This window comes from uncultured Butyricimonas sp. (assembly GCF_959596855.1).
Classification (GTDB): Bacteria; Bacteroidota; Bacteroidia; order Bacteroidales; family Marinifilaceae; genus Butyricimonas; species Butyricimonas muris.
In genome coordinates, this window is record NZ_CAUFYA010000021.1 from 1 (window position 1) to 13,811 (window position 13,811).

8 protein-coding genes and 1 tRNA gene are annotated in these 13,811 nt (G+C 45.3%); 4 read left to right on the forward strand and 5 right to left on the reverse strand.

The window, feature by feature from the left end:
- Positions 1-474: 474 nt before the first annotated feature.
- On the reverse strand, positions 475-765 hold the full coding sequence (locus tag Q5866_RS10510; protein WP_366482463.1) for a hypothetical protein: 291 nt from the start codon (positions 763-765) through the stop codon (positions 475-477).
- A gap of 281 nt (positions 766-1,046) precedes the next feature.
- On the opposite strand from Q5866_RS10510, the gene Q5866_RS10515 reads away from it, so the two are divergent.
- From Q5866_RS10515 to Q5866_RS10525, 3 genes are all read left to right on the forward strand, one after another.
- On the forward strand, positions 1,047-2,030 hold the full coding sequence (locus Q5866_RS10515) for a DUF6340 family protein (RefSeq protein WP_227214763.1): 984 nt from the start codon (positions 1,047-1,049) through the stop codon (positions 2,028-2,030).
- A 13-nt stretch (positions 2,031-2,043) separates the two neighbouring features.
- Positions 2,044-3,201 carry an iron-containing alcohol dehydrogenase gene (locus tag Q5866_RS10520; RefSeq protein ID WP_303180135.1) on the forward strand — a complete coding sequence of 386 codons (1,158 nt, stop codon included), beginning with the start codon at positions 2,044-2,046 and terminating at the stop codon, positions 3,199-3,201.
- Between the two features lie 160 nt (positions 3,202-3,361).
- Entirely contained in the window at positions 3,362-6,586 is a 3,225-nt protein-coding gene (locus Q5866_RS10525) for an exodeoxyribonuclease V subunit beta (RefSeq protein ID WP_303180136.1), read from the forward strand.
- A 73-nt stretch (positions 6,587-6,659) separates the two neighbouring features.
- Here the strand turns inward: Q5866_RS10525 and Q5866_RS10530 are convergent, their stop codons facing one another.
- A complete protein-coding gene (locus Q5866_RS10530) occupies positions 6,660-8,066 on the reverse strand; it encodes a DUF5723 family protein (RefSeq protein ID WP_303180138.1) in 1,407 nt (468 codons plus the stop codon).
- Positions 8,067-8,268: 202 nt separating this feature from the next.
- Between Q5866_RS10530 and Q5866_RS10535 the strand changes: the two genes are divergently transcribed.
- Positions 8,269-8,341: transfer RNA gene (locus tag Q5866_RS10535), tRNA-Met, on the forward strand.
- Positions 8,342-8,446: 105 nt separating this feature from the next.
- On the opposite strand, the gene lpxA is transcribed toward Q5866_RS10535, so the two are convergent.
- From lpxA to Q5866_RS10550, 3 genes are read right to left on the reverse strand one after another with little or no spacing between them, the layout of a single operon-like run.
- Positions 8,447-9,226, reverse strand: a complete 780-nt coding sequence (gene lpxA / locus Q5866_RS10540) for an acyl-ACP--UDP-N-acetylglucosamine O-acyltransferase (protein WP_303180139.1) — start codon at positions 9,224-9,226, stop codon at positions 8,447-8,449.
- 19 nt (positions 9,227-9,245) lie between these two features.
- On the reverse strand, positions 9,246-10,628 hold the full coding sequence (locus Q5866_RS10545) for a TolC family protein (protein WP_303180140.1): 1,383 nt from the start codon (positions 10,626-10,628) through the stop codon (positions 9,246-9,248).
- Between the two features lie 6 nt (positions 10,629-10,634).
- Positions 10,635-13,808, reverse strand: coding sequence for an efflux RND transporter permease subunit (locus tag Q5866_RS10550; protein ID WP_303180141.1), 3,174 nt, complete (start codon positions 13,806-13,808; stop codon positions 10,635-10,637).
- Positions 13,809-13,811: the final 3 nt, after the last annotated feature.

Below are 13,811 nucleotides of genomic sequence, written 5' to 3' on the forward strand. Positions count from 1 at the left end.
TAATTCTGACATTGGTTTACTATGGTTTACAGTAAACTTTTTTCAGGGTAATACAAAAATATTTATACTATTCTCTCCGTATATTATGGCGACCAACTCCTGACTAGGTTCTGACTAAGTCCTGACTAACTCCTGTATAGACAGGACTTGGTCAGGACTTAGTCAATACTTGGTCAATAGGTAAGTGCCATGAAACACGGAGAATACTCTTTTCAAAGCATAGTTTGTTATGATTATTTCAAGAAATTTCCTCCATGAATTCCTCGTACAAAGCCACGGGACTGTAATGTCACAACTTAGTACTTTCATTTTCCAGTTTCTTGTAGGTTTTGGAATGATAGAATTTTCGTATAGCATCAATCATGGAACCTCCATGCTCTTTCACGTATATTTGCGCGAAAAGACTGACTTTGGAGGATAACAGCAAATACCGACTTCGGGTATGTAATCTGTCCAACCTTAATATGGAAGGGATTATAATAGATTTATTTCTTCGAGAGAGAGTCCGGTCGTTTGAACAATAATATCCGGTGCTATGCCAAAAGATTTCATATTCTCGGCGATTTCTCGTTGTTTTTTCTTTTCTCCCTCTGCTAATCCTTTTTCAATTCCTTTCGCTAATCCTCGTTGTTCTGCACTGTAATAGAGTGTTTTTTCGACGCTGATAATATCCCAGAATTTCTCGTACCCTATGTGCGGTGTGAATTTTGGCAATTCCACGAAAATCAATTGTAAGCCATCAATAACCTTATCAGAGTTCTCCACAATGTCAGGTCTGCCTTGGGGTTCAGGTATCTCATGGTTGGTCTGTATTTAATTTATTGTTTAATAACAACAAACATAGTGAATTAAATCGAGAATTGTTTATACGCTTACCCGTGTTTTCGTTAAATACCGTGAAAAATAAAACTTTGTCACGCTAGTCTTGGTTATTTTCCGGAATATGTCTAATTTTAAAACATCGTAATACTACCATCTTCGGATGTCAATGACGAATTATGGTCTGGTTTTTGCAAGTTTGAATATTGAATTAAAGGAATAACTTCATGGGAAATAGTGTAAGATATAGTTTAAGGACCGCTTGGCGAACAATAGGGGCGTGTCTGTTATTGGGTTGTCTCGTGTCGTGTGGCAGCTACAAAGTATTGGATATTGATGTGTTGAAACCGGGGGGAATTAATCTGGGGAGTGGTGATGCACAGGTAATGTTTATAGACCGGAAGATCGTTCACGTGTCGGATTCTCTCTCGGCACAGCAATTATATACTTCCTTGCGGTTGAGGCGGGATAATCTGGTGAATTGCTTCTATGACGGGCTTCGTGACGGCTTGCGTAACGGGTTGCGTCCCGTGTTGCTGGTAAGAGGGTTAGGGTTGACGCCGTTATACGTGCCTGATGGTTTCGAACCGGAGCCTGTAACCCCGGAAGAAATTCGGGCGTTGGGGAAAAATTCCCGGTTGACGCACGTGCTTGCCGTGGAATATTGTAAATTTAATCTTGATTTTTCAGGTCGTTTGCTATTGGATGATAATATACTCGTTCGTTTGTATGATGCTAACGGACAAGTGGTGGATTCGATGAATAGCAAGAAAATGGAAGTGAAGCATAGCGTGTACGAGGGTGAGGATGATTACGCCACGATTTGTAACTTCTTCTATGACAAGGGATGGAGTTATGCCGAGCGACTGACTCCGATGTGGACACCGGAGAAACGCCGGATATACACGGGCAATCGTTTGTTAAGTTTGGGGTATCAGTTATTCCAAGAAGAGAACATACCGGAGGCACGCCGGATATGGGAGGCGGCGTTGGCGTTGAAACCGAACGTGGCGGCACAAGCCGCGGTCAATCTTGCTTGGCTTTACGAGAAAGACGGGAATTTTTCCGGGGCAAAGGCCTTGTTGGAAGCTGCAGCAAAGACGCTGCAGAAAGCTAACGTTGATAATAAATTGTCCGTGTATATCATGGATTATATCGCAACTCTCGACAAGCGGATAAAAGATGAAACTAAAATAATGGAACAGATATAAACGAATTTAAAGCATGGAAAATTTCAATTATTACAATCCGGTAAAAATACTTTTCGGGAAAGGAAAGATTGCTGAAATCGGGAAATGGATTCCCCGTGGAATGAAGATCATGATGACTTACGGCGGTGGGAGTATCAAGAAAAACGGGGTATACGCTCAGGTTATGGATGCCCTGCAAGGATTTGATATCGTGGAATTCCCCGGGATAGAACCGAACCCGCATTACGAGACGCTGATGCGTGCCGTGGAGTTGGCAAAACGTGAGAACGTGGGCTTTCTGCTTCCGGTGGGTGGTGGTTCCGTGATCGACGGGACGAAATTCATTGCTGCCGCAATATGCTTCGAGGGCAACGAACCGTGGGATATTGTTGCCAAGGGAGCAAAGATCAACGCGGCACTTCCTATCGGGACCGTGTTGACGTTACCCGCCACGGGGTCGGAAATGAATTGCGGGGGCGTAATTACCCGCGAATCCACGAAAGAGAAGCTGGCGTTTCGTTCACAACACGTGTTCCCGAAGTTCTCCGTGCTTGATCCGACGGTGACGTATTCACTGCCGACGCGTCAAGTGGCTAATGGTATCGTGGATACTTTCGTGCACGTGATGGAACAGTACTATACTTTCATGGAACGTGCCGAAATACAAGACCGTTTCTCCGAATCTATTCTGAAGACTTTGATCGAGATCGGACCTCGTTTGATTCAGGATGAAACGCCGAACTATGACGATCGGGCAAATTTCATGTGGGCTGCCACTATGGGGCTAAACGGGTTGATAGCTTGCGGTGTAACCGAGGATTGGTCCACTCACCATATAGGTCATGAACTGACCGCATTCAACGGGTTGGATCACGGGATTACACTGGCAATCGTTTTGCCGGGAGTAATGAGCGCCACGAAGATGAAACGTCGGGAAAAACTGTTGCAATATGCCTCACGGGTGTGGAATATTGACCCAACTCAACCCGATGCCTGTGATCAAGCTATCGCTCGAACGGAACAATTTTTCAATGAATTGGGAGTGAAAACCCGTTTATCCGATTACGGCGTGGGAATCGACACTATCGACCGTATCGAGAAACGTTTCCGTGACCGGGGGATGTTTGCCTTGGGCGGCATTGACGACGTGAACGTGGATAACGTGAGGGCGATATTGACGTCAAGACTCTAATTAATTGAAAGTTGAAAATGGAAAATTGAAAATGATATATTCCCGGACGTGAGGACTATTATTTTTACAGTTTTCCATTTTCAATTTTGTATCATAAATTGAAGTTGAAAATATAGGAATACCTTTCATTTTCAATTTTCAATTTTCAATTTTCAATTGTATGTTGCAAGTTTATCGGGCTTCCGCGGGTGCGGGAAAGACTTTTGCTTTGACGATGGAATACTTCAAGATCGTTTTTAACTCCCCGTTGGAGTACAAGAACGTTCTGGCGGTTACGTTCACGAATAAGGCAACGGAAGAGATGAAATCCCGTATCGTGAGAGAGTTGAATAAGTTGGCGGAAGGGCAGAAGAGCGATTACCGGGAGGATTTGAAGCGATCGTTGCGGTTGTCGGATGAACAGGTGAAAGCCCGCGCGGAAGTGTTGCGCACGCTGATCCTGCATGATTACGGGCGGCTAGCGGTAACGACGATCGATCGTTTTTTCCAGCGTGTGATTAAGGCTTTTACCCGGGAACTCGGTATATTCCCCGGTTATAACGTGGAGTTGGACAGTGATTACGTTTTGCAGCGTGCTGTCGATCAAGTGATGCAGCGTATGAACAAGGACAGGGAGTTGGGGGCGTGGATTACCGAGTTGATGAATGATAGCGTGGAGGATGCCCGTTCGTGGAGCGTGAAGTCAAAAATTGCCGAGTTGGGAAAAGAACTTTTCGGCGAGAGTTATATGCTTTTCGATAAGGATGTACAAGAGCGTTTTAGTGACCGGGATTTCTTGAAAATATACAAGCGTTTCCTGCAAGGTATTATTACCGGGTTCGAGAAACGATTGCAAGAATACGGGCGAACGGGGTGTAGGTTTATGGAAGAGCAGGGACTGCGTGTCGAGGATTTCAAGGGAGGCAAACGTTCGGCGGTCACTCACTTTTATAAATTGAAGGATAAAAATCTGGATGGCATCACGGCTACTATCCGTAAGGCAGTTGATAATCCCGACGAGTGGGTGACCAAAAGCATGGATGCCGCCGGTCGTGCCCGCGTGGAGGATGCTTACACGACGTTGAACACGTGGTTGCGGGAGAGCGTGGAGTTTTATGACGAGCATCTCCGGGATTACGTGTCGGCTCGTTTGTTGTCGGGTAACCTTTATCAATTGGGAATATTGAATGATTTGTACGGGGAAGTCCGGGATTATTGTGACGAGAAAGGACTTATGTTGTTGAGCGACACAACCCGTTTGCTCAATACTCTGATCGCGGGTAACGATACTTCTTTCCTGTTCGAGAAGACGGGAAACTTCTACAAGCACGTGATGATTGACGAGTTTCAAGATACTTCCACTATGCAGTGGGCGAATTTCCGTCCGCTGATCGTGAACACGCTTGCCGAGGGCGGACGGGCGATGCTTGTAGGCGACGTGAAACAGAGTATCTACCGTTGGCGCAACGGGGATTGGCGCTTGTTGGCGGAGGGCGTGGAACGTGATTTTACGGCTTTCGGGACTGATAATATCGTGTTGGGGCATAATTGGCGAAGTAGCCGGGAGATCGTGGAGTTTAACAATCGTTTTTTCGTGCAGGCGGCGGGACAATTGAAGGAATTGTATGACGCGGAATGCGGGGAGGATAATGTTTATTCCCGCTCGATCGCGGAGGCATATAATAAACCGGAACAGTTGGTTAGCCGTCCCGGTAACGGGTACGTGGAAATTCGTTTCGGCGAAGAGAAGCAAGAGGAGGGAAGTGATACCGCTATTATGGAAGAGGTCGTGGCTATTGTCAATGATACCGTGCGTCGCGGCGGTCATCTGAAAGATTGTGTTATCTTGGTCCGTAACGGCAAGGAGGGGGCTTTTGCCGCCGATTACCTGATAGAATATAATAAACGGGAGGGAATACCTTTTCCCGTGACTTTTATTTCCAACGATTCGTTGTACGTGTCATCGTCGCCTTACGTGGAGTTGATTATCAACGTGCTGCGTTATATGGTGGAGCCGTATGATGCTGTAAACCGTACCGTGTTGCTTTACAATTACCGTACATTCGTGAAAGGGGAGAACACGGCGGAAGACGACGAACTTTTCAAGGCGGGCGGACAGGCGGAGAGTTTTCTCGACACGCTTGATATACCGTTTCTGCGTGAACCGGAACGATTGGTTTCGGGTTCCCTGTTCGAGATCACGGAAGAGATTATCGAGGCTTTCGGGTTGAAGAACCGTACGGAAGAGCTGCCTTATCTGATCGCTTTTCAAGATATCCTGTTTGAATATGAACGGAATAACACGAATAGTTTGCCGGTGTTCCTTGAATGGTGGGAGAAAGAGAAAGATAAAAAGGTGTTATCCACTTCCGAGGAAACGGATGCCGTGCGAATACTCACGATACATAAATCCAAGGGGTTGGAATTTAAGTCGGTTATTATTCCCTTCTGCGCGTGGGATCTCGATGATACCCGCCACGGGCGACGGATATGGTGTCGCAACCGGGAGGAGGGATTCCGGGATTTGGAATATGCCCCGTTAAATTACTCTCCCAAGTTGGCGGACAGTCATTTTAGGGAGGATTACATGGAAGAGCACATGAAAGCATACGTCGATAACTTGAATTTGCTTTACGTGGCTCTGACACGGGCGGAGAGGGAATTGTACGTGTTGCCTTACGCGCCAAAGATCAGTAAAGAGGGTAAACCTTCGGATATCGGGGCATTTCTTTATCAAGTGTTGGAACAACTTGCCCTGCCGGAATGGGACGGTGAGAATTTGTGTTTGCGCATCGGGCGGCAAGAAGTGATTCCTGTTTCGGGGAAAGTGAATGACGATAATACATTGAGTTTGTCGGAATACCCGATATATAATTTGAATGGTCGGGTAAGCGTGCGCTACAAGTACGAGGACTATACCGATCCGGAAAATATAGAAACTTCAGCAATAGACGAGGGGAAGATGTTGCACGAGATTTTCCGGCGTATCGAAACCGTGAATGATATTGATCGGGCTGTCGGTGATATGTACCGTGCAGGATTGATAAATAACGATGAACGGGCGGTGTACCGGGAGCAGGTAGTCGGTTTCTTGAAAAACAACGTCCCTTCGGAATGGTTTGACGGTAAGTACAAGATTATCAACGAACGGGATATTCTTTTTAAAGGGACTGGAAAAGCTCGTCCAGACCGGGTAATGACAGACGGCAGGAAAGCCGTTGTCGTGGATTACAAGTTCGGGCGGAAAGAGGAGAAATTCTATCTCCGTCAAGTTGGTTTTTACTGTAAGACATTACGCCAAATGGGATATACCGACGTGTCGGGATATATCTGGTATGTCACGTTGGACAAAATCGTGCCCGTGTATACCGAGAGTACACCTGTTCAGTTGCAGCTTTTTGATTGAATTTCTTTAAAACTTAGAATAAAAAGTGGTCGGAAGAAATTCCGACCACTCGTGTTTTTTAGCCTTTTTTCTTTTATCTTCTATAATCAAGTCTTTTTTTACCGAGAGGGATGCTGCATCCGATATAAGCGTTTGCACGGTTTGCATCGCCCGGGGCCTTCGTCATTAAATAGTCGGAACCGATGAAGATGGGACCTAATTTCAGACCGATACCCACGGTTTTGAATTCACTATGCAGGAATGAATAACTCAACGTGGCTCCGAACCAGTTTCTCGGACGATAGTTCGCTGAAACTGTTAATTCAGAATAAGAACTCGGGAGGGTGAATTGAGTGGAGGAGAGGACACCGAAACCGAGTTTGTTGTTCAGTAACGTGATCTCTGCACCGATGTTTAAGGTAGAACGAAGTGTCGTTTTACGGCTTTTGGCTTCACCTTCTTGGAATTGGATCAAATCGAGGTCGAAGATGTCCGTGTTACTTGTTACGTAATTTTGAATCTCATCGGGATTCATGTTTTCGAAATCCTCCGGATTATAGTTATCGGGATCAATATCGTTCATGAAATCGTTATAGGTGTGTTCACCTTCGGTTTTAGCTATCGTGGTATTCGATTTAGACCAGTTGATAAAACCCAAGTCAAGAATGGCAGCTGAAACGGTCAGATTATTTAATATCTTGTAGCTTGCTCCTAAATCAATGCCGAATCCGAAACCGGATATTCCCGGAGAATCGATATCAATATCATTGATATAACCATGTTCCGAATCATATTCAAACTTCAGTCCTTTCATGGAAGTTTCCAATTTACCTTTGGTTCTAACTTTCCAATTCTGATAATCAGTATCCGCGTTAACGTATATTTCGTCAATTTTGGCATCGAGATTACCTACACCTACTAATACTTTAAAGCGTCCTCCGACACTTAATTTCTCTGTTATCGGGCGAGAGTATCCCAGACCAATTTCAGAGAAGACATCGGCATGCAGTTCCATGTTCTTGATATCATACTTGTCACCAACATCGAACTTATCGGCATTACGGGCAAATTCAAACATCGTTTTCGGGATAGAAGCACTAACAATCGCTCTCGCTCCCAGATTGACAGTCCAAAATCCTTTACCACTATAAAAACCGAAAGAAAGGATATCGGTCGTGAAATCAATGTTCATCGTGTTTTTGCTATCCAAACGATTCATGAACTTGTCACTTTCGAGGAAGCCGTTTTTGTTTTCGATGATATCCACGAAGTCATCGATAGATAGTTTGTTGGAAGAAATGGATAACCCTAACGCTCCAATGGCCGGAATATTGAAATATCCTCTGGCGGGTTGTAAAGCCGGATTCATTTTTAATCTCGCCGGAACGTTGTCCATAAAATAGGAAGTACGAAGCCCTTGAGCGTACCCGTTCGTGACCCCTAAAACTGTCAGCAAGCCCACCACACAAGCTGCTTTCAGCAATTTGAAACTTTTTTTCATAAATAAGTGTCCTTTTAAATATGCAATATTGATAATTTCCTTATGCAAAATTGAGATTTTATTTTAGAATAGCAAAGGAATTTTATTACTTTTTTGTGACGTTTTAGAGGAAAAGGGGGATATTTGTTGTTTCATTATTTGGAAGTGAATATAAGAAACACTATCTTTGCACTCGCAAAACAGGAAATGTTTTGATGAACATTGCGGGATGGAGCAGTTGGTAGCTCGTTGGGCTCATAACCCAAAGGTCGTCTGTTCGAGTCAGGCTCCCGCTACAAGGAAAAGAGATTGAATTTTCAATCTCTTTTTTATTGTATTCAATAAAAAATCTCCCCCTGTAGAGGAGGAGATTCTCGGAACTGTATATTGCTTCTATGTAGTTACATCGTGACTCCAATGATTCCCTTCGTGGAACTTTCCAGAAAATCAATGATTTTCCGAATTTCCGGACCAATGGATATGGTTTCCTTGATTCTTATCAATGCGTTTTCAAGGCTGGTACTACATTGGTATATCTGGCGATACGCTTTCGCGATGTCGTCGATGATATTTTCGTTCAACGCATCTTCTTTACGCAGGATGGTCGCATTTATCCCGTAATAGCTGATCGGGTTATGTGCCGCCACGATATAAGGGGGCACATCTTTATTTGCCCGACAACCGTCTTTGATGAAAGCCCATGTCCCGACACGGCATCCGTGTTTCACGATCACGCCGCTACCGAGAATGACACAATCTTCAATGACACAGTTCCCGGCGGTTTTTGCCCCGTTGCCGATAACACAGGTATTTCCCAGATGAGTGTCATGTGCCAGATGGACACCTTCCAGAAGGAAATTGCCATCTCCAATGATGGTGCAATCCGTGGTGTTCGTTCCCCGGTTAATGATAACTTTTTCACGGATGGTATTGTTGTTACCGATTCGCAGGATCGTGTCATCACCCTTGAATTTGAAATCCTGTGGAGTGGCACCGATAATGGCTCCATGATAAATCGTGTTGTTTTCACCCATGCGGGTGCCGCTTAGCACGCTGGCATAAGGCATAATCGTGCAATTGTCACCGATCTCTACATTATTATCAATGTAGGCGAAAGGATGAACGGTCACGTTCTTTCCTATTTTCGCGTTTGGATCAACATAAGCTAATGGACTAATCATATCTGTATGTTTTTGAGGTTTATTCTGTTCGTCCGCCACCTAACGCGTGGTACAAATTCACGACAGCCTGCATGCGCTGGAATTCATCGGATATTCCCGATAGTTGAGCGCTTAGCAGGGATTGTTGAGCTGTTAATACTTCCAAGTAAGTGGACGTCCCTAAAGTTAGTAATTCTTGCGTGTAATCGACAGATTTTTCCAAAGAAAATATTTGTTTTTCCCGTTGGATGATTTTGTCCTGTGCCGTCTGGTATTGAGTGAGGGCGTTACTAACTTCGCTTCCGGCGTTCAACAGACTTTGTTCGAAATTGATCATGGCCTCTTCCTGCTGTGCTTTGGCAATCCTCAACCGTGCGGTGAGGGCTCCTTTATTAAAAATCGGTTGCGCGAGGGACCCCACTGCCGTGGCGATCATCTTACCGGGATTAACGATGCCCATTCCGGAATTGTTTGTCCACCCCAGAGTTCCGTTGATCGTTAATTGCGGGTAGAAAGACGCCCGAGCTTGATTCGTGTTATAGAAAGTGGAAGCGAGAGCCATTTCCGCCGCTTTCACGTCCGGGCGGTTTGATAATAATTGAACCGGAACGCCCGCGTTCAGCAAGGTAGGCAGATTCTGGTCTTCCAACTTGCCTCTTTCTATTCTTTGAGGGGCTTGTTTCAACAGGAGGGACAACGAGTTTTCCGTTTCCCGGATGCTTTGCTTTAAATCGGGGATAGAAGCGGCAATCATGTAACTGTTTGCTTCGCTTTGTGCTATTGCGGCTTCGTTTACCATGCCGGCTTCTTTCATGGCTTTCATGGTTTCCACGCTTTTTTGCCAGAGTAACGCGGTTTCTTCTGTGATAGCCAGTTGTTTGTCTAGCATCAACAACGTGTAATAAGCATTAGCGATAGCGGAAATAACTTGTGTCTGAACCGCTTGTTTATACGCTTCACTTTGTAGTAACATGACTTTAGCACCTCGTTTGGCATTTAATAATCTTCCGAACAGGTCTATTTCCCAACTGGAAACTACCGGTAGGGTATAGGTTTGTGAGGCTTTCGCTTTATCAAAACTGCTCACAGTTCCTTGGGGAGATAATCCCAAGGAAGGTAAGTATGCCAGACGGGAGGACATTAAGCCTGCCTCTGCTTCTTTCACTTTCAGCACGGCTGTCTGGAGATCGCTGTTTTGTTCCAGACCTAACCGGATCAATTGTTGTAATTGAGGAGCCGTGAACACTTCTTCCCACGGTAGATTACCCATGTTTGTCGTGTCTGTAGTCAAGGTGTCCGTCACGGAAACGGGATCACGATACAAGCCTTGAACATCTACTTCAGGGCGATTGTATTGCTTGTAGATGTTACAGCTACTTAGCAAGGCCCCTAGACTGAGGGCGTATATTGTAACTCTTTTCATTATTCTTTATTTTGTGTATTGTTCAATTTCAGATTCCAGTTCGGAGTTATCCGTGTCATGCCATTCGATCGGTTTGATCTTTTCCTGCAAGTATTGGAATGCCACGAATAATGCCGGTACCACGAATATCTGACAAATCATACCGATAAACATACCACCGATGGCTCCCGTACCTAAGGTACTGTTACCGTTGGCTCCCACGCCACTGGCAAACATCAACGGCAACAATCCGATAACCAAAGCCAATGAGGTCATCAAAATCGGTCGAAGACGGGCAGAAGCACCCAACACGGCAGCGGAGACGATACTCATGCCGGATTGCCGGCGTTCCAAGGCGAACTCGGTAATCAAAATGGCGTTCTTTGCCAACAACCCGATCAACATGATCAATGATATCTGCAAATAGATATTGTTTTCGACACCCATGAATTTAGCGAATATAAAGCTACCCATCAACCCGAACGGTATGGACAGGATAACCACCCAAGGTAATATGTAACTTTCATATTGTGCACTTAATAACAGGTAAACGAATACCAGACAGAGCAGGAAGATCATGGCTGTCGTACCTTCACTGGAACTTTGTTCTTCACGTGTCATACCGGAATACTCGAAACCATATCCCGTGGGCAAGGTTTCTGCGGCTACTTCCTGTATAGCTTGAATGGCTTGTCCGGAACTGTATCCGTCGGCAGGAGAGCCGTTCACGCTCATGGCGGTAAACATGTTGAAACGCTTGATGTTGTCCGGGCCGTATATTTTCCGTAAGGTAATAAACTGTGTGATAGGAGCCATTTCGTTTCCGTTTCTGACCATGATTTGGTTAAGTGTTTCGGGATTGACCCTAAAATTGGCATCAGCCTGTATCATTACCCGGTATAGTTTACCGAAACGGTTGAAGTTGGAGGCGTACATACCACCGTAGTATCCTTGTAACGTGGTTAGTAACATATTCGGGGTTAGTCCCGCTTCTTTACATTTGGCCACGTCGATGTCTACCATATACTGGGGATAGTTCGGGTTGAAAGAGGTACGTGCGGTGGCTATTTCCGGACGTTCATTCAATTTTTCGAGGAAGTTTTGTGCCACACTATAAAAGTCGTCCAGACTACCTCCGGTTTTATCCTGCAGGTTGAACTCGAAACCGTTCGTGATACTGTAACCCGGAATCATGGGAGGTGCGAATAGAAGTACCCGTGCATCCTTTATCAAACCTTGCGTTTGCATGTAGAGTTGTCCGATAATACTATTAATATCTTCGCCTTTACCGCGCTCGTCCCAAGGTTTCAACCGGCATATAAATGTTCCGTAGGAACTACCTTGCCCGGCAATGAAGCTATAACCGGCAACTTCCGTACGTCCGGCTACAGCCGGGTTGCTTGCAATCAAACTGTCCACTTGAGCCAGTGCTGCCCGTGTTCTTTCCAAAGAAGTGGCAGGAGGGAGGTCTACAATAGCAAAGAAGGTTCCGGTATCTTCGTTAGGTACTAAACCTGATGGTGTAGACCTCATCAAGAGAATCAATATAACAATACTTACGGCAACACTTATAAAGCTGATGACCTTGTGGTTGATAAAGAAATTGACACCTTTTTTGTATTTCTCGAGAGTTACGTCGTAAGCGGTATTGAATGCCGCATGGAAACGATTGATCAATCCTTTTTTATGCCCTTGTTTATTTTTATCATGCGGTTTCAGAAATATGGCACACAAGGCAGGACTCAATGTCAGTGCGTTGATTGCCGACAAACCGATAGCAACAGCCATGGTCAGACCGAACTGACGATAAAAAGTTCCGGAAGTACCTGTCATGAAACTCACCGGGATAAACACGGCCATCATCACGAGGGTAATGGATACGATAGCACCGGAGATTTCACTCATGGCATCGATAGAAGCTTTAAGAGGTGATTTATACCCTTGGTCGAGTTTGGCATGTACCGCTTCAACGACGACGATAGCATCATCGACGACTATGGCGATGGCCAACACGAGCGCGCAAAGAGTCAGCAAGTTCATACTGAACCCGATTAATTGTAACACGAAGAACGTACCGATTAACGCCACGGGTATCGCTATGGCAGGGATTAACGTGGAACGGAAGTCCTGCAAGAAGATGAATACAACGAGGAATACCAAGATGAATGCTTCGATCAAGGTTTTCAGCACTTCGTGGATGGAGGCAAACAGGAAATCATTTGCGTTCAACAGAATACTGTATTCCACACCCGGGGGAAAATCCTTGGAGGCATCTTTCAGTAAGGCCTCGATATTATTGATAATTTCCGTGGCGTTTGAACCTGCAGTTTGGAAAATCATACCCGTTACTCCCGGGTGCCCGTTTGAACGGGTGGCAAAACCATAACTCAAACCTCCCAGTTCGATGCGGGCTATATCTTTCAGTCGAAGGATTTCTCCGTCGGACGTGGCACGAATTACGATATCTTCAAATTCTTCGGTCGTTTGTAGACGACCTTTGTATTTCATGATATACTGGAAAGATTGATCTCCATTTTCCCCGAACTGCCCCGGGGCTGCTTCGATGTTCTGTTCTGCCAGAACGGCGGTTACATCCGAAGGCATCAGTTTGTATTGAGCCATCACGTCCGGCTTCAACCAGATACGCATGGAGTAATCGGCTCCCAGCACCATGGCGTCACCCACACCGGGTACACGTTGAATCTGGGGGATTAGATTAATCTTCACGTAGTTTTGTAGAAAGGTTTCATCGAATTTATCATCCGAGCTAAAGACAGTAAATCCCAGCAACATACTCGTTTGCCGCTTGCTCGTGATAACTCCGACTTGAGTAACTTCGGCAGGCAGGAATCCCTGTGCTTTCGCTACGCGGTTCTGCACGTTCACTGCCGCCATATCGGAGTCCGTACCTTGTTTGAAATACACGTCAATAGTAGCTTCTCCGGTGTTGGTGGCGGTGGATGTCATGTACATCATGTTTTCTACACCGTTGATTTGTTCTTCCAACGGGGCTATGACACTGTTCAGTACCGTTTGGGCATTTGCGCCCGTGTAAGTAGTGCTCACGTGTATCGTGGGGGGAGCGATATCCGGGTATTGGGTTACGGGAATGGATACCAACCCCAGTATACCCAAGATCACGATGATAATGGATATAACCGTAGAGAGTACGGGACGTTTTATAAATCTATCTAATTTCATAAT

Coding starts and splice junctions, on each gene's coding strand:
- Q5866_RS10515 (WP_227214763.1), top strand. CDS start 1,047: ATGGGAAATAGTGTAAGATATAGTTTAAGGACCGCTTGGCGAACAATA.
- Q5866_RS10520 (WP_303180135.1), top strand. CDS start 2,044: ATGGAAAATTTCAATTATTACAATCCGGTAAAAATACTTTTCGGGAAA.
- Q5866_RS10525 (WP_303180136.1), top strand. CDS start 3,362: ATGTTGCAAGTTTATCGGGCTTCCGCGGGTGCGGGAAAGACTTTTGCT.
- Q5866_RS10530 (WP_303180138.1), bottom strand. CDS start 8,066: ATGAAAAAAAGTTTCAAATTGCTGAAAGCAGCTTGTGTGGTGGGCTTG.
- lpxA (WP_303180139.1), bottom strand. CDS start 9,226: ATGATTAGTCCATTAGCTTATGTTGATCCAAACGCGAAAATAGGAAAG.
- Q5866_RS10545 (WP_303180140.1), bottom strand. CDS start 10,628: ATGAAAAGAGTTACAATATACGCCCTCAGTCTAGGGGCCTTGCTAAGT.
- Q5866_RS10550 (WP_303180141.1), bottom strand. CDS start 13,808: ATGAAATTAGATAGATTTATAAAACGTCCCGTACTCTCTACGGTTATA.